Consider the following 22,038-nt stretch of genomic DNA (forward strand, 5'->3'; position numbering starts at 1 on the left):
GACGAAGCGGGACAACTACGAGGCCCGCGGAAATTATAACCCACACAACGGGACATATGGCACCAAGCTCGTGGATCGGTAATCGGCCCGTCAGCAGATACCCAACGGTCTGAGCCAGCCGACCCAGCCGACAGACGGCCGTCGGTCCGACACGAACAGCTATGGGTCGGCGGCCTCTGCGGCGTTGATGGTCGCTGTGACCAGACGCTTCCCGCAGATCGTCGGCGTGCCCCGTGATGCTGCTCGTCGTCGGACTACAGGGGGCGTTGTACCGGGTCTGCTAACAGTTTGCGTTATTGCGGATACATCCCCGCTCGGAGCGAAACCCACCGCCAGCGCACCCTCAATGCGCTCCAGCACCGCCGCTGCGGAACGCTGCGTTGCGCGTTGCCGTCCCGCGGTCAACGTGCGGCGAAAGCGCTGTGGTTTCTCGTCATGGGCGTTGACGACGTTGAGCGCCCATACGTGCCACCCGCCGCCATGTGCGTTGCGGGATTGCGTTGGTTTCGTGCCGAGAGCGGTACCAGTCGGTTGAAGAGGGTGACTGTGCTTTGCATGGCGATCTTGACTTCGATAGCGCAACCCATGGCATCATCCACAAAGGTGTTACACCGTGTGGGGGTGGTTGTGAGTGGATATCGTAAGGTGGCGTCCGTTGCGGCATTGAGCGCAGCTATTCTTCTCGGCGGCTGCAACGCGCAGAGCGCTAAGGAGGCGGGCGGTGCCATTGGAACCGTTCTGGGAGTGGTTGTTGGGGCGGCCATTGGAGGGCATAGCGATATGGGTGCGGCTGGCGGCGCCCTGTTCGGTGGTGTCGCCGGCTTCATCGCCGGATCAATGGTCGGCCAAATCATCGATGACGTCGATCGAGCCAAGCAACAGGAGGCCACGCAGGCGGCCTTGAATGGGAATGGTTCAACGATCTATTGGGCCAGCCCCAAGAATCCAACGACGGTCTATGGCCGGACCGAAATTCTTGGCACCCGCACCGTTCCTACGACTGCGATGCCGACGCCTGCAGGGCAAACGGTTACCATTCCCGTTTCGGAAACAACCTATACCGGGCCGGTTGTCTATTGCGATCCTGGAAACGGCAGGCCGTATCGGTTGGAGGCGCAGCGGTGCCCAAGCAACGGCAGTGTGGTCGAGATCAGTCGAGAGCGTTATCTCGCATTGGTTCCGGACACTATGCCCGCTCCTGCCTCAAGGGGGCAGCAGGAGAGCTCTGCTCCGAAGCCATCGCGCGCCAAGAACGTAGACAAGCCGGCGAGGGTGCAGACTGCCTCTGTTGCGGTAGAAAAGGTTCCGAAGCCAGCTTCTGCGATCGAGCCTTCACCCCTTCAGATGGAGACGGTGTGCAAGACCGCGCGGGAAGTTGTCTATGTCGATGGTAAAGAGCAGGCCGACCAAGTCGAATATTGTCGGGCTCCAGGAGCGGTCGGTTGGACACGGCGAGCCGCGTGATTCGAACATGGGCGGTCATGGCTGCCTTAATCATCTGGATCGTTGGCGCCTACCGAGGCGCCGACGCACTGGAGTTCAAGCAGCAGATGGCGGGAAATGAGCAAATCCTGCTCGCCACTGGCAAGTTTATGCTGGACGATGATAAGCGCTTTATCAGGGCCGTGGAGCGGGCAGGGCGCGTTGACGAGGTGTGGCTGTCATCAGAGGGTGGATCCCTTGGTGCTGGACTGGCCATAGGTCGATATCTAAGGAAAACAGGCTTGGCAACCCGGGTGCCAGCAGGTGCGGACTGTGCCAGCGCTTGCGCCTATGCATTCATTGGAGGCGTTTTTCGGAACGTGGACGGCCGGATTGGAGTGCATATGTCGGCCAAGGAGGTCGATCCGGAACTGCTGGCAACTATAACCGCGCTGATCCGACGTTATGGCGCCAGCGGGGCTCGAGATGTTATTCCGTTCGTTGAACAGTGGGCGGCTCGTATCGCGGCAATCCAAGCGAAGTATCTAGTCGAAATGTCTGTGAGTCTTGAGCTTATGACGCCAATAGTTGAAACCCATAAGACTGAAGTTCACTGGTTGTCTCGCGCTGAGCTAAAGCGATACAATGTGGTAAATCAATAAGATTTATGTTTGGCTGCGGTTTGTTGGGAGCGAGATAGCGTTGTCGCATAAATCCGGTTTGTGGTACGGGACGTCGGCGCAGCCGGTATAGAGATGGGCTCCGCCGCCGAGTGCCCGCATGCCGTATAAGCACAATGAACCGCGCCGTCACCGGCCGGAGAGGCCGTCCAGCAGCCTACTCGGACATCGCCATAGAGACCGGGGTGATGCTGCGTTTGGCCTTTGGGCGCCCATGGCGGCAGACGGAGGGGTTGCTGTGCTCCATTGTCCAGATCCTCGGCATGGCGTTGCCAGTTCCCGATTACACAACGCTGGCCCGACGCAGTGCCCGCCTGTCGCTGGCGGCTGCGCTGGTCAAGCCGATCGGCCCTATGACCGTGGTGATCGACAGCTCAGGCCTGAAGATGGTCGGAGCCGGCGAGTGGCACTTGGAAAAGCACGGCGGAAAGCCACGCCGGAGCTGGCGAAAACTACATATCGCCATCGATCCGGACAGCGGTGACATCCTGGCTGCGGAGCTGACCACCACCGAGGACGGCGACGCCTCTCAGGTCGGCCCCTTGCTCGACCACATACCCGGCCCGGTCAGCGCGGTGCTGGCGGACGGCGCGTATGATGGAGAGCCCGTCTACCGTGCCATTTCCGACCGGCACCCCACTGCCGCGGTGATCATCCCGCCCCGCGCCATGGCTGTGCCGGGCCAGAAGGCCGACACCACTCCCACTCAGCGCGACCACCACATCCAGCAGATCGTCGAGAAGGGCCGAATGAGCTGGCAGGCGACGACCGGCTATGGAAGGCGCGCCCTCGTGGAAACGGTTTTCTTCCGCTACAAGGTTCTCATCGGACGGAGCCTCCGGGCCAGGAGTCTGCCTGCTCAGAAGATCGAGGCCCGGATCGCCTGCGCCGTCCTTAATCGGATGACCAGCCTCGGAATGCCGGTCTCACGCAAACTCGCCTGAAACCCGGGAGATTGCGGAAATTTGCCCACAGTCCGATTTATGCAACAACGCCACCATTACGGCGATCCCCGTGAGGAGACCGGTTTCCCAAAGTACCGCGAGTTTGGCAACGTCGGGGCGCATCATGATCAGGGACTGCCCAAAGGGACCACGCAACACAGGGGATTTCCAATGCCGGACGGATCAAAGATCAGAAGCGGAGTGGCTTACCGTACTTCGGCGGGCGACTGCCCCTGCGATGTACGGCTGCAGCGGACGATACTCATGTGAGCGGTAGGCGGGGCAGCCCTATGAACATGCCGGCAGCCTTGCCGGACAATTCGTCGGCAGAGTTGGAGGGAGCCCTCTGCCACCTTGGCGGTGGGCTATCCGATCTGCGTGGTACCAGATGCATTCACCTACATCTCCACAGTGCCACAGACGGCTGTCCTGCAGTCTCCCTAGAACAGCTCTATGGCAGGGAGCCCGTCAGCGGGGCGCCCCATGGTGCCGGTCATCACCTCCTCATGGCGGCGCCATTGGACCTCGGTGACATAGGTTCGCGTCATCGTCTCGAGAACGGCCTTGAGGTCGGTCGGGGCTCCATCTCCCCCAACCTCCAGATGAGCAGCCAGGCTGTCATTGAAACGGCGCAGCCCGTCCAACCCCGCCAGGATGCTGTCGACCTGCTGGCGCACGATGTCTTGGAATTGGACCTGCCCCATCGCATTCATCATCACCTCGGCAATCCCCTGACCGGCACGGTCCAGTTCCTCCAGCAGGCTGCGTTGGTAGTGAGCGACCCCATGGAACCGGTCGGACATACCGACCAGCTGGTCGGTCAAGCCGGTCAGCATGGCACGCTCGCTCTCCACCTTCTGTTCCAGCTGCTGGCCGTTGATCTGGTGATTGATCGCTTGGCGCATCTTGGAGATGCCCTCATGCACATGACGGATCGCGACTGAGGTCTGCTGCGATAGCTCCCTCACCTCCGCAGCGACGACCTTGAAGCCGTGACCGAACTCGCCTGCCCGGGTGGCTTCGATGGTGGCGTTGAGCGCGAGCATGTTGGTGGCTGACAGGATGCGGGTGATGGCGTCGATGGAGCTTTCCAGCCCATCGGCCACCTGAACGATCTCCGAGAACCGATTGCGGTCGTGCATGGCGTCCTGCAACCGTTCTTCCAGGTAACGCTGCAGGGTGTCGATGCAGTCGCGGTTGCGGGCGATGCTCTCTCCGGAGCCGTCTATCAGCGCCGTCGACTCCCGGTCGGAGCGGCGGATGAAGTCCACGAGGCGAACGACATGGGCATCGATGTCGCGCAGCTGCCCAAGGATGGCAAAGGCGGCGTTTTCCGTCTGGTCGACCACGGTGCGCAGATGGGCGCCGGTCACGTCGCAGAATCCTGGAACATCGGACACTGCGGCAGCGGCACTGGTGGCACGGGATTCCAAGGCTTCCATGTGTTTGCGCCGAGCAGAGAACAGAGATGGGAGATTGTCCAAGTCCTCTGTAATGCCGGCTTTGATGAGGCAAGACCGCGAATAGGTGATGTCTTCATCGATGGCTGCAATGGCCTCGTCGGCGTGTTTTCCCGAATAGCTTTCCCCGCTGATAACGAGCGGAATTTTGGGTACCAGATCGCTGAATGCAGCGGCAACAGTGAATTTTTCCAGCACTAGGAGCAGCACCGCCAGTCCAATGGCCAGCAAACTGGCGGTCGCCAAAGCCATGGCAGCCGACACCGGCAGACCGATTATGCCAAGGAGGTCCACCCAGGTTGAACCAAACGCCCAGATCAGCAGGGAAAGAACGAGGATTTGAAGCCCAAGCCCCGCGCCAACGAGCGTCTTCATGCGCTGCACAGGCAGATATTGGGCTTGCGCAATGTCCATCACGGCCTGAGCCATCCTGACCAACTGTGTCCGGTCGGCGTCGGTGAACTCGCTGCGAGGTTTGTCGTCAATGACGCACAAGGTGCCGATCCGGTGACCATCACAGCTGGTCAGCGGCGCGCCGGCATAGAAGCGGATGCCCGGAGCTCCAGTCACCAGGGGGTTGTTGGCAAATCGCACGTCGTTTGCGGCGTCCAGGATGACGAGCGGATCCTGACCCTTGATCGCCTGCGCGCAAAAGGAGATCTCTCGTGGGGTTTCTGGTGCTTCGAGACCAACCCGACTTTTGAACCACTGGCGGTCGCTGTCGACCAGCGACACCAGGGCGGTTGGAACACGGAACAGGCGGGCAGCTTGGTTGGTGATGCGGTCGTAGCGCGGGTCCGCCGGCGTGTCGAGGAGTTGCAGGCGCCGCAATGCTCTCAATCGCAGCCACTCGGAGATGGTCAACCCGAACATGATCGATTCCGTGTGTGTCGGTGCAGGGTCCGTGTCAGCGTGCGGTTGGGGCGACTTGCTTGATGACCTGCAGCAGCTGATCGCTCGCCACCGGCTTCACCAGCCACCCGGTGGCGCCGGCCGACTTGGCCTCGGTCCGCTTGTCCTGCTGGGATTCAGTGGTCAGCACGAGGATGGGCGTGAAGCGGAACCCGGCCTGCTTGCGCAGCTCGCGGATCAGCTCCACCCCGGTCATGCCGGGCATGTGGTAGTCGGTGATGACCAGCGCCGGCTGCAGCCCGCCCTGCGCCTTCTTCAGTGCCTCCGGACCGTTCGCCGCCTTTTCCACGGCATAGCCGGCCTTGGTCAGGATGTCGGTCATGCTCATCAGGATCGTAGGACTGTCGTCGACGAGGAAAATCGGCTTCATAACGGGGCTCCGGTACGGGTAAGCGGGTGGATGTGCCGGTCCGGCCGGCGGTCGAACCCGTGGGTGGACAAGCTGTCGATCTCGTCGACGAGCAGGCTGTGGTCGAGCGTGCCGCGGCTGCGCGGCCGGTAGGCGGCGATCGGCTTGCCGGCGGCGAAGGCTTCGGCAAGATGGATGTCGGCGCGGATGCCGGTGAAGATGCGGTCGGCGCCGAACTGACGGCTCATTGCCGAGATCACCTGCCGGTGTAGGTTCAGCCGGCGGTCGACCATCACCGGAACGATGCCGAGCAGACGCAAATCCGGGTTGTGTTCCATCGCCACGCGGAAGAACAGCCGGCTCAGCTGTCTGACGCCTTCGCCGGCCAGATGATGCGGCAGCAGCGGCACTAGCACGGCATCGGCCGCCGTCAGTGCATTGACCAGCGTGCCGCCCAGCGACGGCGGCGTGTCGATGACGATCCTGTCGAAGCGGCCGCGCAGCGGCGCCAACGCCTCCGCCAGCCGCCGGGCGGGTGTCGGGCGGTCGGCCTCCTCGTACTGTTCGTCCGCCGGAGCCAGCCACAGGTTCGGCTGGTCGGTGGGAACCACGGCATCGGCAAGCGGAACACCGTCGCCGCGCAACGTATCATGGGCACGCGGCTTTCCCCGGGCCGGCTTCACGCCGAACCCGCAGGCGGCATGGCCTTGCGTGTCCAGGTCGACGACCAGCGTGCGGAGGCCGCGCCGGCCGAATTCGGCGGCCAGATTGACCGCGGTGGTGGTCTTGCCGGTTCCGCCCTTGCGGTTGGACAGGGCAAGCACCTGCGGACAGGCGGATGCGGCGGTCATGACGGCACCTCCGCCGGGAAGGCCGCGACGACCCAGCGCCGCCATTCGGCATCCTCGGGCCAGGCGACGACCGCCGGCTTCGCCGCGATCAGCAACTGCAGGACGGCGGTGTGCAGGTGTTCGCAGCGGCCGAGGTCGACGCGCGGCCGCTTGCGGCCTTTCAGCCAGTCCAGCAGGCTTTCGGCCTCCTCGACGGCGCACACCCCCTCCAGCACGGCCATGGTCTTTTCAAAGCGGATCGGCATCAGACCAACTCCTTCAGGTCGAGGACGAGGAGGACGCGGCCGTCGCCGAGCAGGGCCGTGCCGGAATAGCCGGGCATCCCGGCCAGGATGCCGTCCATCGGCTTGACGATGACCTCCAGGCTCTCGCGGAAGCCGTCGACCACCACGCCCAGCCGTTCCTTGCCGAAGCGGACGACCATCACCGCCTCCTCCTCCGGCCGTTCGGCCGTCTCCGGCAGGTCGAGCAGCCGGCCGAGCCGGACCACCGGCACCACCGTGTCGCGCAGGACGAAGGCCTCGTCGCCGCGGATGCTGTGGATGCGGGCCTGGGGGATGCGCACCGTCTCGGCGATGATGTCCATCGGGACGCCGAAGGCATGTCCGCTCACGTCCACCGACATGACGCGGGTTACGGCCATCGTCAGCGGCACCGCCAGCCGGACCGCTGTCCCGCCGCCCAGCGTGCTGGTCAGCGTGACGGTTCCCCCCGCCTTCTCCACCGCGGTGCGGACCACGTCCATGCCAACGCCGCGGCCGGACAGGTCCGACACCTGCTCCTTGGTCGAGAAGCCGGGGGCGAAGACCAGATTGACCGCGTCGGCGTCCGACAGCGCCTCCGCGGCCTCCGCAGCCAGCAGGCCGCGCTGCACGGCCTTGCGGCGGATCGTCGCCGGGTCGATGCCGGCGCCGTCGTCCGACACCTCGATGACGACGCGGTCGTTCTCCTGGCAGGCCGACAGGCGGATGGTACCGGTCTCCGGCTTGCTGGCGGCAAGGCGGTCTTCCGGCGGTTCGATGCCGTGGTCGATGGCGTTGCGGATCATGTGGACCAGCGGGTCCACCAGGCTTTCGATCACCGTCTTGTCGGCTTCGGTCTCCTCGCCGGTGACCACCAGCTCGATCCGCTTGTCCAGTCGGCGGGCGAGATCGCGGACGAGACGCGGGAACCGTTGGAACATCTGGCCGACGGGGAGCATGCGCACCGCCATGATGGCCTCTTGCAGCTCCTGCGCGATGCGGTCGATGACGGCGTGCTGGTCCTTGATCTCCCGCGCCATCTCGCGCGAAGCATAAATCTGCTCCGCCCGCCGCGACAGATAGGGCAGGCCGTTCTTGGCAACCACCAGCTCGCCGATCAGGTTCATCAGGGAATCGACCTTGCCCTGGTCGACCTTCAGCACCTTCTGCGCCGCGGCGGTTTCGGTACGCACCTCCTCCAGCATGCGCTCGGCCGGGCGGCTTCCTCCACGCGCAGGCTCCGATGCGCTCTCCGGAACGACGGCCGGCACCGCGGCCGGCTCCACGCCGAGGAGGGCGAACAGTGCGGCGCGCAGGCTCGCCGGATCGTTGTCCCCGACAGCCTTGCCGAGTGTCCCTTCCAGGGTGTCGTCGTGATGTCCACCGGCTCGCAGGATGTTGCGCACGGCGGCCGCCGCGGCCTCCAGATGGCCGAGGCGAACCTCGGCGGCGCAGGGGCTGTCGAGCAGACGGAGCTGCGCCCGCAGGATCGTTCGGCTGTCATCGTCGAGCCCAATCGCGACAGCGGTTCCAGCCGGTTCGGCGGCTCCGGCTGACAGCGGTGCGGCGGTCCAATCCGGATCAGCGCCGCTGGCGATGGCCTCGACCAGGGCGTTCAGCCAGCCGGGCAGAGGACGGCTGCAATCGTCGGCTCCCAGCGCCGCGAGCAGGGCGCGCAGGCCCGATGCCTGATGGGTGGCGGCGCCGGTCAGCCCCAGCAGGGTCCGCGCGGCCGACCGCAGCCGAGGAGCATCGCCGCGCTCCAGCCAGCCCAGCGCATTCTCGGCGAAATCCTCGTAGAGCGGTCCGTCGATCCGGTCGCCGTCCAGCAGGACCAGATGCCGGGGCTCCACCCCGACGATGTCGACCTGCTCCTCCACATAGCGGAAGAGGTCCCGAACCGCCTCGCCCGGAGCAGCGGTCAGCAGTTGGAAGCGGACCGCGCAGACGAAGGGGTCGTAGTCGGCCAGCGCCGGCAGCTCCATGAGCGGGGCGATGCGGAGCGCCAGCAGGTCCGGCAACTGGCGGGCGAGATGGACGGGATCCTCGCCGTTGAAGAAGCACTGGCTGTCGGGCCGGTATTCGACCGCCCACACCCGGGCACCGTCCAGCACGCGCTCCATCGCCGCGAGCCGTTCGGCCTCGCTGAAGTCCGCCAGCCAGGGGGCGGCGGTCTGCGCCACGCCGGCGGCCACTGTGACGACGCCGTCGGCCGCGGTCACCGCACCCAGCAGAGCGCGCTGACGGGCCACCATGCCGTCCGACAGGGAGTCGGCCCCGTCGGGCAGGCAGCCGGCGGCCTCCAGATCGTCGAGCCAGCGGCCGACCTGGTCCAGCCCGTCGAGCAGGAGGTCGACCGTGCCGGGATCGAGCATCAGGGTTCCGGCGCGCACCGCGCCCAGCAGATCCTCGCCGGCATGGACCAGGCGGGTCAGCGGCGCGATCTCGAACAAGCCCGAGGCGCCCTTCAGCGTATGGACCGAGCGGAAGATGGTGTTGACCAGCTCGCCGTCGTCCGGCGCCTTTTCCAGGGCCAGGAGGCCCTCCGCCGCCTTTTCCAGCAGATCGCGGCTTTCGGAGATGAATTGGCCGAGAAGGTCGCTCATGACACCGGACCTCCGGTCATCAGCGCCACGGTGCGGACCAGGGCGTCGGGCTGCACGGGCTTGACCATGTAGAGATTGGCTCCGGCGGCGTAGGCGCGCATGGCGTCGCTGTCCTTCGCCTCGGTGGAGATCATGATGGCCGGCACGGGGCGCAGCGCCGGCTCCCGCCGCACGGTCGACAGGAACCGGTAGCCGTCCATCTTCGGCATGTTGACGTCGACCAGAAACAGGTCGAAGGCATCGGCCAGCGCCTTTTCCAGCCCCTCCAGCCCATTCACGGCCTCCTCGACGGCGAAGCCGGCGGCCTCCAGCACGTCGCGGTAATAGAGACGAACGGTCGCGGCATCGTCGACGACGAGCACACGCTTCATGGCGGCCTCCTGTGGGCGCGGAAACGGCAGGATCATGGCTCTTCCCCACGGTCCGGCTTCTGGTAGACGATGGCGTCCGGGAACCGGCGGACGCGGAACAGGGGGGAGATGCGGCTCATCGATTCCGAATGGCCGAGGCAGCAGAAGCCACCCGGCTGAAGGGCGTCGAAGATGGTGTCCGCCGCTTGCCGCCTGGACAGGTCGTCGAAGTAGATCAGCAGGTTCCGGCAGAAGACGACGTCGAAATCCCGATGCCGCCGGGTTTGCAGCGGATCGTTCAGGTTCACAGTGGTGAACTCGATCGAGGTCCGCAGATCGTCGATGATCTGGTAGGTGTCCTCGGCAACGCGTGAGAAGAAGCGGCGCCGCGTCGCCTGCGGCAGGTATTGCAGGGCGCGCTCGCCATAGCGGCCCTGGCGCGCCGCCTCCAGCACCTTGGTGTCGATGTCCGACGCAACGATCTCGATGTCGAAGCGGTCGACATGCTCCCAATGTTCCAGCAGATAGAGGGCCAAGGAATAGGGCTCCTCCCCGGTCGAGCAGGGGATCGACCAGATGCGCAGCCGCTCGCCCGCAGCCTTGCGCCGCACCAGCTCCGGCAGGATCGACTGCACCAGGCAGCGGAACTGGTATTCCTCGCGGTAGAAATAGGTCTCGTTGACCGTCATCGCGTTGATGAGGGTCTGGACTTCTTCCCCCGAGACCTGGAAGCGGAGGTGGGTGAAATACTCGCGGAAGTCCCGCAGCTTCAGCGCCTCGACCCGGTCGACCAGACGCTTGTCGACGAAGTAGCGCTTCTTCGCGTCGAAGGAGATGCCGGTCTTCCGGTAGAAGAACTCCTGGAAGCGGGCGAAATCCTCTTCGGAGATCGCGATCCCCTGCGGCTGGGGCATGGTCTGCGGGCCAGGCATCGCTCAGCCTCCGCGAATGCGGCGCAGGGCGGTGCGCTGGGCGAAGGCGAGGAAAGCGTCGCCGGGAAAATGTTGCGCCACCTGCTCCAGATCGGCGCAGGCGGCTTCCGTGCCGACCTCCGCCAAGGTGTCGATCGCGGCGGCGACGACGTTGGCGTGCCTGTCGCCTCTCAAAACGAACAGCATCCAGCGCTCCACGTCCGGATGACGCAGATTGCCCGCCACGTTGACGGCGAAGATCCGCACGTCGGAATCGGGGTCGGCCAGCAGGGCTTCCATGCGGGGCGCCACCGGTTGAGGAAGCTGCTGCAGCGTCTCGATGGCGCCGTTGCGCAACGCCGGGTCCTCGTGGCGCAGCAGCGCAAGCAGGCCCGCCGCCACCTCGTCCCCGCCGATGGCGGCAAGCGCCAGGAAGATCGCCTCGCGGACCGGGCCGTCCGTCTCCACCGCCAGCCGTCCGCACAGCGTGCGTGCGGCATCGTCGCCTCCGGTTTCGGCCAAGGCACGTACGGCGGCGCGCCGGACCGATGCCGCCGGCGCGGCGAGGCGGGCCGGCAGGTCCCAATCGTCTGGGAACGAGTCGTCCGGCACTGGTTCAGGGGCCGGAAGGGTCGGCTTCTTGACGAGCGGCATTTGCAGTATTGTCCTTCTTCCGTCAGGACAGCCAGCGCAGGAGCTGGCTGGCGATATCGCCACAGGGCAGCACGGCATCGGCACCGCCGCGGCGGATCAGGTCGGCCGGCATGCCGAAGACCACGGCGGTCGATTCGTCTTCGGCGATGGTGCGGCCGCCCAGGCACCGCAGTTCGGCCATGGCGGCGGCGCCGTCGTTGCCCATGCCGGTCAGCATCACGCCGATCAGCCGGTCGGCGGGAAGCTGGCGCATGGCGCTGTCCACCAGCCGTGCGACGCTGGGATGCCAGAGATGCGCCTCGTCGCTGGGCACCGGCACCGCGGTCAGCCGGCCCAGGCGCGTCTCCACCACCATGTCGGCATCGCCGCGGGCGATGTAGACGCGGCCGGGCTGAAGGGCGGTGGGCTTGCCGACCTCCACCACGTCGAGCGCGCAGACCGTATTCAGGCGCTGGGCGAAGACGCCGGTGAAGGCGCCCGGCATATGCTGGGCGACCAGCACCGGCCAGGGCAGGTCGGCCGGCAGACGCGGCAGCACCTCTTCGAGCGTGCGGGGACCGCCGGTGGACACGCCGATCAGGATCAGTCCTTGGGTGGCGGTGCGCAGCGGCGGCAAAGGCTGGCGAGCGGGCAGGGACTTCGCCGGGCCGGGGCGGCCGCTCTGCTTGCGCAGGCGGCGGGCCAGGGTGCGGGCGCGGCGGACGCGGGCGCCCGCCGCGGCGCGCACCTTCGCCACCAGATCGTGCCTGATGCGGTTGATGTGCAGCGACACCGTTCCGTCCGGCTTCTGGATGACGTCCACCGCTCCGAGCGCCAGCGCCTCCAGCGTCACCTCCGCCCCTTCAGCGGTCAGGGAGGAGACCATGACCACCGGCCGCGGCTCGCGGGCCATGATTTCGCTGAGGCAGGTGAGGCCGTCCATTTCCGGCATGTTGACGTCCAGCGTCACCACGTCGGGACGAAAGCCCTCGATCTGCTCCAGCGCATCCCGGCCGTTGCGGGCCTGCGCCACCTCGAAATCGGCTTCGGCCTCGAAGATCTCGCGCAGGCACCGCCGCATCAGGGCGGAATCGTCGACGATCAGCAGCTTGACCATGCCAAAGTCGCCCCAGCTCCGGTCAGGCCGCCTGGACCAGCGCCCCCAACTCCTTCTTGTCGAGGAGTTGGTCGACGTCCAGCAGCAGGATGATCCGCTTCTGCCGTTCGATGTTGGCGACGCGGGTGATCAGCGACGATTGCTCCGCCGACAGCTCCGGTGCGCGGCCAATGACGGAGCGGGCGATCTTCAGCACCTCCGACACGCTGTCGACGATGAAGCCGGTCCGTACGCCGTTGATGGTGAAGACCATGATGCGCTGGCGGTCGTTGCGCGCGGTCTCGGGCAGGCCGAAACGCCGGCGCTGGTCGATGACGGGCAGGACGGTGCCGCGCAAATTCACCACCCCTTCGATGAAGTCCGGGGTCTTCGGGACGTGGGTCAGCTCGTCGGGAACGCGGACGATCTCCTGCACGCTGTCGATGGGGACGCCATATTCCTCCTGCGCCAGCCGGAAGACGACGAATTGCTCCTCGTCGTCGACCGCGCCCGGCCGCGTGTTGCTGCTGTCCATGCTGATCTCCCCGCCGTCGCCCTGGGCGGCGACGGCCTCGCTCAGGTCGGCGTTTCGGAACATGCGGTCGGCGGTCAGGATGGAGACGAGACGCTGGCCGTCCTTCAGCCGGCAGATCGACTGGATTTCACCCTTCGCGCCGCCGCGGTTGAGCAGGGCCGGCATGCTGTCGACGAGGCTGCGGTTTACCCGCAGCACCTCCTTGACGGTGTCGGTCACCACGCCGACCGAGCCGCCGCCGCTTTCGCCGCCATCCGCGTCCGTGCCCAGCGACACGACGACGATGCGGTTGTGCTCGTCCAGCCCGGTCGCCGGCAGGCCGAACATGCGGCGCAGGCTGACCAGCGGCAACAGGCGCCGGCGCAGGGTCATCACGCCGACGACGTGGGAGTCGCTGTTGGGGATGTGGCTGATGCTGGCTGGCACCTTCACGATCTCCTGCACGTCCTCGATCGGCAGGGCATATTCCTGCCCGGCCACCTCGAAGCTGACCAGCTGCACCTCGTCCACCGCCTCGCGGTCCTGCCCCGCATCACCCCCGCGCATTGCGTCGAGCTCGGCGGCGGAGGTCCGGCGCGCACCGAAGCCGCGGAACTCCTGTTCGATCAGCCGCGCGGGGTCCAGGATCTGGATCATCGCCGACCCGTGCTTGATCATGCCCGCCAGCAGATCGGCGGCGACGGTGGAGCGGATGCCGTCCACCGTTTCGATGTCCGCCGGCTCGACCGACACGACGCTGGCCATGCGGTCGACGATGAAGCCGACGGGAACGCCCCTGTTGATGACGACCACGCGGGTGGCGTCGTCGTGCTCCGCATCCTCGACCTGGAACATGCGGCGCAGGCTGGCGACCGGTAGGACGGTGCCGCGCAGGTTCGCCAGCCCTTCCAGGCTGCGCGGGCTCATCGGCACCTGCACCATGTCGGGAAGGCGGATGATCTCCTGAACCTCGGCCAGGGGCACGGCGAAGGTTTCGCCGCGCACAGTGAAGGTCACGAACTGCCGGTTGTCGGCCTGCCCGTCGGCTTGAATGTCGCCACGGGCGGCATCGGCTCCGGGGGCGGCGGACGGAGCCGATCCGTCCGCGCCCACGTCAATGGGGTTTGCCATCGCTTGGGTTCTCCTGTCGGGTGCCCCGGTCAGCCGGCGTTCTGCAGTTCGTCGGCTAGCGAGGCGATTTCCTCGACGGCGGCGGCCAGTTCCTCGGCCCCCCGCGACTGTTCCTTGGCTGCCTGCGCCGCTTCGCTGGCGGCTGCACCGGACTGCTGGGCGGCGGCGGAGATCTGTTCCACCCCCCGTTTGGCCTCGCCCACCGTGGTGACGATGGCGTCGGCCCCCTTCAGGATGTTCTCTGCACCCTCCACCACGGTGGACATGTCACGCGACACGATCTCCAGGTTGGCGGTGGTGGCCTTGTTCTTTTCCACCTCGGCGGCGGCGGAGGTCGCGATCTCCTCCAGGTCGCGGCGGACCTTGGCGATCTGGTCCTGGATGGCCTTCACCAGATCCTTGATCCGCTCGGCATTCTCGGACGAATCCCGCGCCAAGTTGCGGATGTCGGTGGAGACAACGGCGAAGCCCTTGCCGAACTCGCCGGCGCGGGCGGCCTCGATCGAACCATTGACCGCCAGCATGTTGGTCTGGACTGACACGGTGCTGATGGCATCGACGATCTTGTCGATGCGGCGGGCAACCTCTTCCAGGCCGCCGATCTGGTCGCGGCTCCGGGCATTCTCCTCCACCGCCTTGGCGACGCCGGCGATGAGCGTCTCCACCGCCCCGCGATTCTGCTGCAGCGTGACCTGGAGGGCGGTGCCCTTCTCGCGGGCGAAACCGGCGCGCTCCTGCGCCAGTGTCGCGCTCTTCTCGATCTGGACGATGGCCGACGCCGACTGCTGGGTGGCGGCGGACGCTGTCTGGGAACCCCGGCCGATCTGGTCCAGCGCGGTCATGACCTGGGTGGCGGCGCGGTTGATCTCCTCGACCGCGGACGACAGCTCTTCCGCGGCGGAGGCGACCTCCTCGCTCGACTTGCCGATGTCGGTGGAGTTCTTCAGGTCCTCCGACAGTTCCGACAGCTCGGTGGCAGCCTGTTCCGACTGGTTCAGCGCGACCGCCTGCTGCTCGACTGTCTTCAGTGCCTCCTGGCAGGCCGACGACTGTTCCTCGGCGGCGGCGGCGATGGACTCTGATCCCTTCTGCGCTTCCGCGGCGGCGCGGTCGGCCTCGGTGGCGGCCACCGTGATCTCGTCGGCGCCGCGCTTGACCTCGACCATGTCGATTCGCACCTGCTCGAGCTGGGCGGAGATCGTCCTGCCGCTGTCCACCTCGGCCTTGGCCGCCTGGGAGGAAGCGTTGATGCCGTCGGCGATGACCTTCACTTCGCCCTGGATCTGGCCAATCAGGTCCTGGATGTCCCGCGCGCTCTTTTCGGAGGTCTCCGCCAGCGTGCGCACTTCGTCCGCGACGACGGCGAAGCCCTTGCCGTGCTGGCCGGCGCGGGCGGCCTCGATGGCCGCGTTCAGAGCGAGCAGGTTGGTCTGGTCGGCGATGCGGGCGACGGCCTTGACGATGTCGCCGATGTTGGCAGCTTGGCGCTCCAGCTCCGCCACCATGGTGACAGACGCGGTCTGCCGCTCGGCCGCCGTGCCGATGGCGGTCACCGAATTGGCGATCTGGGTGGAGACGCTAGCGATCAGCCCCTGAAGGGTCTCGGTCTTGCGGCTGGCGGCATCGGCGTTTTCGCGGGCTGACAGGATCTGGCGACCGATACCGGTCACCGCGCGCTGGGATTCCTCGGCAGCTCCGGCGGCCTCCTGGGCACCCGACGCGATCTGCTCCATCGCCTTGCGCAGCTGGTCGGCGGCCGATGCCGCTTCGGTGATGCCGCTGGCGAGCTGGGAGGTGGCAGATGCGATGCGCTCCGCGGCCTTCTAGGACTTGGCGTGGGTGCGGGCCCGGCGGCGCTGATCTTCCGATTGCCCGCTGCGCTCGCGGCTCGGCCGCGGGGGCGTGCGATAGTCTGCGCTCTCGTCAGGATAGGATAGGGTGGTCTTCTTCACCAGGGCCATAGGAAGCTTCTCCTCAACTGATTGAGGAGGGTCTGGCCGGCTCTCCTCAGCCAGAAGTTAGGCATATCCTATATGAGATAGGAAATTGGGTGAGACCCTAATACATAATATGACGTATTGCCGCACTCGGGTCTTTCCTTGGAGAATTAATTTTTTTTGGGGTTCCCTCAGGTTTCACCCCCGAGCCAGCGGGTTGTGAACGCCTTCCAACAGCGGCTCTGGTGAATTCATCCCTGCCAAGGCGGGATGATCATGTCCTTGGTCACCATGATGTTGAAGCGGTAGCCAGGGCGGATTTCCAGGGTCGGAGCGACGTTCAGGCCCTTGCGGGCGTACTCCGCGCCGAGTTGGCCCATCTGCTGGCCGAGGCTGCCGGCGATGATCTGTTGCGCGTCATAGCCGCCGCGGGTGTCGCCGCGCTGCTGCGGCTGTGAGAGCTGGACGCCGGCCGAGAAGATCGACAGCAGCAGGGCGTTGCCGAAGGTCCGGACATAGTGGTTGTTCACCTGATCGGAGACGCCGGCATAGCCGCCCTGATCGGCGCCGGGCATGCTGCCGAGATCCAGCGACGAGGCGTCAGGGTAGATGATCCGGCTCCAGGCGATCAGCACCCGTTCCTGGCCCATCTCCACCCCGTTGTCGTAGCTGCCGATCAGCATGGAATCCTTGGGGATCAGCAGGTATTGCCCGGTGGCGGTGTCGTAGACGTTCTCGCGCACCCGCGCCTTGATGATGCCCGGCAGGTCGGAGTTGATGCCACTTTCCATGACACCAGGGATGATGGCGCCGGCCTTCACCTCATAGGGCGACAGTGCCGCCTCGCGGGTGCCGGCGAGGTAGTGCGAGCCGCGCCCGGGCTGCTGAGTGAGGACGTTGCGTTTGGCATCCGGGCCGGTGCCCTGTTCCCCACGCCTTTGGCCGCTGCCATAGCCGCCATCACCGCCACCAGTCCCACCGGCCGCGCCCAGGCCGCCGCTCGACCCCGAGCTGCCGAAGCCATTGGCGAGCTGGGCGAGTGCTTGTGAGCTGGTGCCGGCGGCGCCAGGACCAGCTGCGGCCGGCTGCTGCATCTGCCCGGGCTGGGTGCGGTTGCCGGGGACGGTGGTCGGCGCTTCCAGAGCCGCCTTCAGTGCCGCCCGGCGTTGTTCTTCGATCCGCCGCACCTCGGCGTCATACTGCTGCCATGCCCGCATCCGGGCGTCATCCTCCAGTGTCCGGCCGCCATTGGCGGCGGGGCCTCGCCCCATCGGGTCCGGTGGTGCCCCTGGCAGGGTGGCGGGGGTGATCGCAGGAGGTATTGCCGGCGTTGCAGGAGGCGGAGCTGCCCGCCGCGCCTCGATGATGCCGGCATTCTGCGCCGCACCAAACAGCGGCTTGGCGTCCACCGGCTCCGGCGCCGCCACCACTTCGGTGCTGCTGGCACCGGCCGCCCGGCGCTTGGCCCGCTCATTCATCGTGTAGGCGATGGCGATGGCAACCAATGCTGAAATGCCGATCAGGATGTAGATCGGCACGCGGGTCAGGCGTCGGCCACCGGTCTGTCGCAACGTGGGACCGGCCAGGAAGTCGGGCGAGCGGTCGGGACCATCGGCCGGCTGCTGCGTCTGGTCAGTCATTCTGCGGCGTCCTCCCGCACGGTGAAGGGGGAGCCGGCCTGGAGGGTGCCGGCACTGTTGCGCAGCCACAGGCGCGAGGCAGTGGTGCGGTCGACATGGAGACGGACAAGCACCCCGGCATCGAGCGGCGTCACCAGATAGCGCAGGGGGTGGGCGCCTGGTGCTTTTTGGCCGGCGTCCGCCACCCCGAAGCCGATCCGCCGCAGCTCATCGCGCAGGACCGGCGTCAGGCTGTCGCTGGCCAGCTCGCCGGTCGGCGCATTGAGCACCAGGGTGGTGGCGGCCGCCGGCAGGCGCTCCGCCACGAAGCCGGCGATGTCGGCCGCCAGCACCGGGGCATCTGCCGGCGTCACCGCCTCGACGTAGGAGGAGCGTGGGCCGACGCCGGCACAGCCGCTGAGCAGCAGCATCGCGCCGATCACCGCGGTATGCAGGGGGTGCCGCATGGCTCAGTTCCTTTTGCGGAGGATCTCGACCTTGGTCTGGTCGTCGCCGACACCGGAAATCAGCGCCGCATGGCGCAGCACTTTGTCGACCACATAGCGGTCGCCACTGGCCCGGTAGTTGACCAGCTGTTCCTTGTCGTCCGCGCCGATCGCCACCAGGGCGGGGGACTCGTCGTAGCGCATCTCGCTGGGAAACTGGATGTAGGTCTTGCGCCCATCGGTGTAGACCCGCACCGGCCGCCAGGACGGGCTGTCGCCCCGGATGGCGAAGTTGAAGTCGAGATTGGCGGCGTTCAGACCATCGGAGAGGGTGGTGGCCTGCTGGCGCCGGTTCACCGCCGCCCGGTAGGCGTCCCAGTCCTGCTGAACATCTTCTGGATAGACGAAGGCCACCAGCGGCATCCAGTCCTTGGTGCGGCTGACGAGCTGAACCACGTAAATTCGCCGGTCGGTGGCGATGGTCATGGTGGTGGTCAGCCCGCTGTCGCTCGCCTTGATGACGATGACGCTGGTCTGATTGGCACCGGTGCCATAGGCGGTGGGCGTGGCCTTCCAGCGGGCGATGTCGCCGAGGTCGATCTGCTGCACCACCTCACCCGGCTGGAGTTCGAGATTGCAGACCCGCAAAGGCGCGCAGACGACGGAGGGCAGTGTGGAGCCGTAGGTGAAGGTGACGCGGCCGGCCTGCCCGCGCGCCGGGCGGTCCTTGCCGCCGCGCCATTCACCGGAGAGCGCGACGCCGCGCTTTTCCTTGGCGTTCAGCTCGGCCTCCTTGCCCGACATCAAGTTGACCGGCGGCGGGGTGCCGGTGCGGCGGGTCAGGACGGCCGGAGGATCGCCGGCCGGCAGAGCGGCGCCGGGTGCTTCCGTCTGCACCGTCTGGATGGCCGGAACCTGCTGGGCAAGCGTCGGTCCCGCGCCGGTCACCGCCAGGGCGGCCAGGGTAAGGGTTACCTTGAGCATGGGGGCACCTGTCAGATGAGCCGCTGGGACCAGGAGTAGCTGTTCACGTAGACCCCCATCGGGTTCATGAGGATCGCCTGTTCGGTGGCTGGCGGCGCGATGCTGATCGTCACCGTGGCCTGCCAGGAGACCGGCAGTTGCTTGACCGAGCCGTCCCGGTTCATCACGCTTTCCCGCCATTCGACCCGCCAGGTGTCCTGGCTGATCGGCAGCACCGACTGCACCTCGACGGTCACGGTTTCGCTTTCGGCGCGCTTGAAGGGATCGTTGGCGCGGAAGTGTTCGAGGATTTGCGGATAGGCAGCGCCGCGCTTGTTGAGCATGGCGAAGGCTTCGTCGATCAGCGCCCGCTCCGCCGCCGCATCGACATAGACGGAGCGGATGTTGCTGACCCAGCGGGCGAGCTGGGCGCGGATGACCCGCTCATTGGGCACATAAATCTGATCGGCCCGCCGCACCCCCACCGCATCGCCCAGCTTGTTGGTTTCCACGACATAGGGAACGAGGCGGTTTTGGCTGCCGATCCACACCACGCCCCCGACCGCCAGGGCGGCGATGGCGAGGCTGGACAGTGCCGTGAGACGCCAGGCATTGGCGCGGGCGATGTAGGAACCGTACCGCTCGTTCCACTCGCGCCGGGCCGAGAGGTAGGGGGTTTCGGCCGGCGGCTTTTCTGGAGGTTTCGGCTTGCGCAGGGCGTGGGTCTTCATAGTCGAATGCCTATAGAGCAAAGGAATCCCTCCCCCTGGCGTTCAAACCCGAACGCCTATTCGGGGCGGATCACGTTGTTGGGTTGGCCCGACGGCTGCCCCGGCTGGGGGGCTTGCGGAGCCTGTGGCTTTTCGGTCGAGGCCCGGAGCTCGCGGGCCTTGTGGATCATGCTCTCGCCCATGCGCCCGCCCATGGTGCCGTGATGGCGGCCGGACAGGCGGCGGCCGACGTCCTGCACCGCCGCCTGGCCAAGGTTGCCGGCAGCACGAGCGGCCATGCGGGCGGCAAAAGCTGGCGGAGGGGACGAGGACAGGCCCGAACTGGCTAGCTGGGCGCTAGCAAGCTTGGAGGCGCCGCCGACCGCCATGCCGGCGCCGGCTGCACCGGCCAAGGCCCCAACTGCAGCCCCGCCGACTGCTGCGGTAGCACCGACAAGGGCACCACCGCCGCTGGGGGCCGTGCCGTTCACGAGGCTCTGGACCATGTCCGGCACCACCTTGGTAACCGCCAGCATGACAACACCGGAGCCGACGATGACGAACACATCTGCTGTGCTGTTCATCACCTGCCCTGACCAAGTGATAATCATGCCTTGCCCCAGTCCAATGAGCAGTTGCAGGACAAACAGCTTGGCGCCGACCGCTACGGCGTAGACCAGAACCTTGACGGCATAATCCTTGGTCCAGCGTGAGCCGCCGAAACCCATCAGCAAAACACCGGCAGAGATGACGATGTAGCTCTCTACCAGAGCGAGGATTAGGAAGGCCGCAATCAGGGCAAAGCAGATCAAAACCACGAGTGCCGCGATGATCAATCCAGCACTATCTGCCAGCTTCCATATGGAAGCCTGCTGAGCAACGTTGTTGGCAAGCGTCAGACCGACATCAAAGATGTTGGATGGTGAAATGTTGGGAGAGCCTCCAGTAGCGACACTTGCCTGACTTGCGGCCTCCCGAAAGCTGTTGACAATCGATTGCGCATAGTCGGCTGAGTTGAGCAGCAGGGTCAGGAAGAAGCCGATGAAAAGAACTTGGTTTGTAACCTCTGCCACCCACTCCCCGAAATCAGCGCCCTTTAAAGCCAAACGGACGGACGCCCAGGTGAACTCTATAGCCACTAAAATCCAAAACAAGGAGATAGCATAATTCCGAAGGGTTGCCTGCCAAGCCGCGGAATGGTCACGATACAGCCGGACTATGTTATCCAAAGCGTTATCTTGCGCCACCTGAGCGAGTGCGTCATTGCAGATCACCACAACGCCCACAGCTATGGCGAAGGGCAAGAAGCGAAGAACCTGCTTCATCTTGGGACCTCCTAAAACTTCTCGCCATTTCCAACCGGGACAGGTGGCCCAATCGGCAGGCTGTTTCGTGGCTGAGCTTGGGTTTTCGCCTGCGGCGCACAGGTAACGGAAAGGCTATACTTAGTGGCAACGTGCGCGACTATGGCAGACCCGGAAATTGCGCCGATAAGAATTAGAGCAGCGATTGACATCTTTACTTGGAGCATTGTGCTATTCCTTTAGAAAGCTTCACCGTTGGTGACGGGAACAGGGGGAGGATTCAAGAACCGGCGCTGTAGCTCGGCTTCGGCATCAGATCGTGTTTGGGCCGCCGTCGCCGCACTCGCCGTGACCCGGCCGGTGGTCGCCATGGTCATGGTCATGTCGCCAAGCTGGGTCGCCAACAGGGCCAGCATTTCGTTGGTCGCCTGGAGCTGGCGCACTTCACCGTCCGAAGCTTGCGCGTCAGCCAGAATGCCTTGCGCGACCGAGACGTTGCGCTGGACGTTGCGCACCACCCCCTGACTGTCCATCGCCGTGCGCGAGGCATCCTGCAATTGGCTGGACCAGCGCTGGTAGTAGGGCGCCACGTCCTCGGTCGGCACCGACTGCCAGTCCGTTCCCGGCGGGAAAAGCTGGTTGAATTCCTGTTCGATGCCGCCGAGCTGGTAGCCGATCCCTTGAACCCGGTTCATCACCGCGTTGAGCTGGCCTACCTGCTGGCTAAGATTGCCGTGCAGCTCGCCGAAGCTGCCGCCGCCCAAGGTCTGGAGCGAGCGGGCTTGGTTCTCGATCATCTGAACCTGATTGCTGATCTGCTCCATCTGGTTGGCGACCTGGGTGATCATCTGCGCGATGGCCGACACGTCGATCACCGGGATGCCTTGGGCCTGCGCCGGCAGGGTGTGGAACAGCAGGGCGGACAGCAGGAAGGCGGAGAGCGGCTTGCGCATCGGGG

Annotated in this window: 20 protein-coding genes; 3 read left to right on the forward strand and 17 right to left on the reverse strand. The window is 65.9% G+C overall.

The features are described 5' to 3' along the window. Positions 1-645 precede the first annotated feature (645 nt). The 3 genes from ACCD06_RS23800 (at position 646) to ACCD06_RS23810 (ending at position 3,046) form a co-directional block, all read left to right on the forward strand. On the forward strand, positions 646-1,464 hold the full coding sequence (locus ACCD06_RS23800; RefSeq protein ID WP_146205480.1) for a hypothetical protein: 819 nt from the start codon (positions 646-648) through the stop codon (positions 1,462-1,464). Then, a complete protein-coding gene (locus tag ACCD06_RS23805; RefSeq protein WP_146205479.1) occupies positions 1,443-2,084 on the forward strand; it encodes a hypothetical protein in 642 nt (213 codons plus the stop codon). Before ACCD06_RS23800 ends, ACCD06_RS23805 begins: the two co-directional genes overlap by 22 nt. Before the next feature lie 110 nt (positions 2,085-2,194). After that, entirely contained in the window at positions 2,195-3,046 is an 852-nt protein-coding gene (locus ACCD06_RS23810; protein ID WP_413343970.1) for an IS5 family transposase, read from the forward strand. 440 nt (positions 3,047-3,486) lie between these two features. Here ACCD06_RS23810 and ACCD06_RS23815 read toward each other — a convergent pair whose 3' ends face one another. The 17 genes from ACCD06_RS23815 to ACCD06_RS23895 all read right to left on the reverse strand — a co-directional run bounded on the left by ACCD06_RS23815 (position 3,487) and on the right by ACCD06_RS23895 (position 22,033). After that, entirely contained in the window at positions 3,487-5,379 is a 1,893-nt protein-coding gene (locus ACCD06_RS23815) for a methyl-accepting chemotaxis protein (RefSeq protein ID WP_158281969.1), read from the reverse strand. 34 nt (positions 5,380-5,413) lie between these two features. Continuing rightward, entirely contained in the window at positions 5,414-5,788 is a 375-nt protein-coding gene (locus ACCD06_RS23820) for a response regulator (RefSeq protein WP_413343972.1), read from the reverse strand. Beyond that, positions 5,785-6,618 (reverse strand): ParA family protein, encoded by an 834-nt coding sequence (locus ACCD06_RS23825; RefSeq protein ID WP_413343974.1) that lies wholly within the window; start codon positions 6,616-6,618, stop codon positions 5,785-5,787. The genes ACCD06_RS23820 and ACCD06_RS23825 overlap by 4 nt, the downstream gene beginning before the upstream one ends. Beyond that, positions 6,615-6,863: a hypothetical protein gene (locus tag ACCD06_RS23830; RefSeq protein WP_413343976.1), complete on the reverse strand. Its 249-nt coding sequence runs from the start codon at positions 6,861-6,863 to the stop codon at positions 6,615-6,617. Before ACCD06_RS23830 ends, ACCD06_RS23825 begins: the two co-directional genes overlap by 4 nt. Continuing rightward, positions 6,863-9,466 (reverse strand): chemotaxis protein CheW, encoded by a 2,604-nt coding sequence (locus ACCD06_RS23835; RefSeq protein ID WP_413343978.1) that lies wholly within the window; start codon positions 9,464-9,466, stop codon positions 6,863-6,865. The genes ACCD06_RS23830 and ACCD06_RS23835 overlap by 1 nt, the downstream gene beginning before the upstream one ends. Further along, on the reverse strand, positions 9,463-9,837 hold the full coding sequence (locus tag ACCD06_RS23840) for a response regulator (RefSeq protein WP_413343980.1): 375 nt from the start codon (positions 9,835-9,837) through the stop codon (positions 9,463-9,465). Before ACCD06_RS23840 ends, ACCD06_RS23835 begins: the two co-directional genes overlap by 4 nt. A gap of 32 nt (positions 9,838-9,869) precedes the next feature. Further along, complete coding sequence (locus ACCD06_RS23845; RefSeq protein ID WP_413343982.1) at positions 9,870-10,748, reverse strand: CheR family methyltransferase; 879 nt, start codon at positions 10,746-10,748, stop codon at positions 9,870-9,872. A 3-nt stretch (positions 10,749-10,751) separates the two neighbouring features. Next, positions 10,752-11,381 carry a HEAT repeat domain-containing protein gene (locus tag ACCD06_RS23850; protein WP_413343984.1) on the reverse strand — a complete coding sequence of 210 codons (630 nt, stop codon included), beginning with the start codon at positions 11,379-11,381 and terminating at the stop codon, positions 10,752-10,754. A 22-nt stretch (positions 11,382-11,403) separates the two neighbouring features. Continuing rightward, positions 11,404-12,477, reverse strand: coding sequence for a chemotaxis-specific protein-glutamate methyltransferase CheB (gene cheB, locus ACCD06_RS23855; RefSeq protein WP_413343986.1), 1,074 nt, complete (start codon positions 12,475-12,477; stop codon positions 11,404-11,406). Between the two features lie 22 nt (positions 12,478-12,499). Further along, positions 12,500-14,101, reverse strand: a complete 1,602-nt coding sequence (locus ACCD06_RS23860) for a chemotaxis protein CheW (protein WP_413343988.1) — start codon at positions 14,099-14,101, stop codon at positions 12,500-12,502. A gap of 29 nt (positions 14,102-14,130) precedes the next feature. After that, positions 14,131-15,834: a methyl-accepting chemotaxis protein gene (locus ACCD06_RS23865; RefSeq protein ID WP_413343989.1), complete on the reverse strand. Its 1,704-nt coding sequence runs from the start codon at positions 15,832-15,834 to the stop codon at positions 14,131-14,133. A 455-nt stretch (positions 15,835-16,289) separates the two neighbouring features. After that, positions 16,290-17,678 carry a TrbI/VirB10 family protein gene (locus ACCD06_RS23870; RefSeq protein ID WP_413343991.1) on the reverse strand — a complete coding sequence of 463 codons (1,389 nt, stop codon included), beginning with the start codon at positions 17,676-17,678 and terminating at the stop codon, positions 16,290-16,292. After that, the gene (locus tag ACCD06_RS23875) at positions 17,675-18,124 is read right to left on the reverse strand and encodes a conjugal transfer protein TrbH (protein WP_413343993.1); all 450 of its coding nucleotides are present in this window, start codon (positions 18,122-18,124) and stop codon (positions 17,675-17,677) included. Before ACCD06_RS23875 ends, ACCD06_RS23870 begins: the two co-directional genes overlap by 4 nt. A 3-nt stretch (positions 18,125-18,127) precedes the next feature. Next, entirely contained in the window at positions 18,128-19,087 is a 960-nt protein-coding gene (gene trbG / locus ACCD06_RS23880; RefSeq protein WP_413343995.1) for a P-type conjugative transfer protein TrbG, read from the reverse strand. Between the two features lie 11 nt (positions 19,088-19,098). After that, positions 19,099-19,797: a conjugal transfer protein TrbF gene (gene trbF, locus ACCD06_RS23885; protein ID WP_413343997.1), complete on the reverse strand. Its 699-nt coding sequence runs from the start codon at positions 19,795-19,797 to the stop codon at positions 19,099-19,101. A gap of 56 nt (positions 19,798-19,853) precedes the next feature. Then, positions 19,854-21,101, reverse strand: a complete 1,248-nt coding sequence (gene trbL / locus ACCD06_RS23890) for a P-type conjugative transfer protein TrbL (RefSeq protein ID WP_413343999.1) — start codon at positions 21,099-21,101, stop codon at positions 19,854-19,856. 218 nt (positions 21,102-21,319) lie between these two features. Next, positions 21,320-22,033 carry a type IV secretion system protein gene (locus ACCD06_RS23895; protein ID WP_413344001.1) on the reverse strand — a complete coding sequence of 238 codons (714 nt, stop codon included), beginning with the start codon at positions 22,031-22,033 and terminating at the stop codon, positions 21,320-21,322. Positions 22,034-22,038 lie beyond the last annotated feature (5 nt).

The organism is Azospirillum sp. CT11-132 (assembly GCF_047302835.1).
Classification (GTDB): Bacteria; Pseudomonadota; Alphaproteobacteria; order Azospirillales; family Azospirillaceae; genus Azospirillum.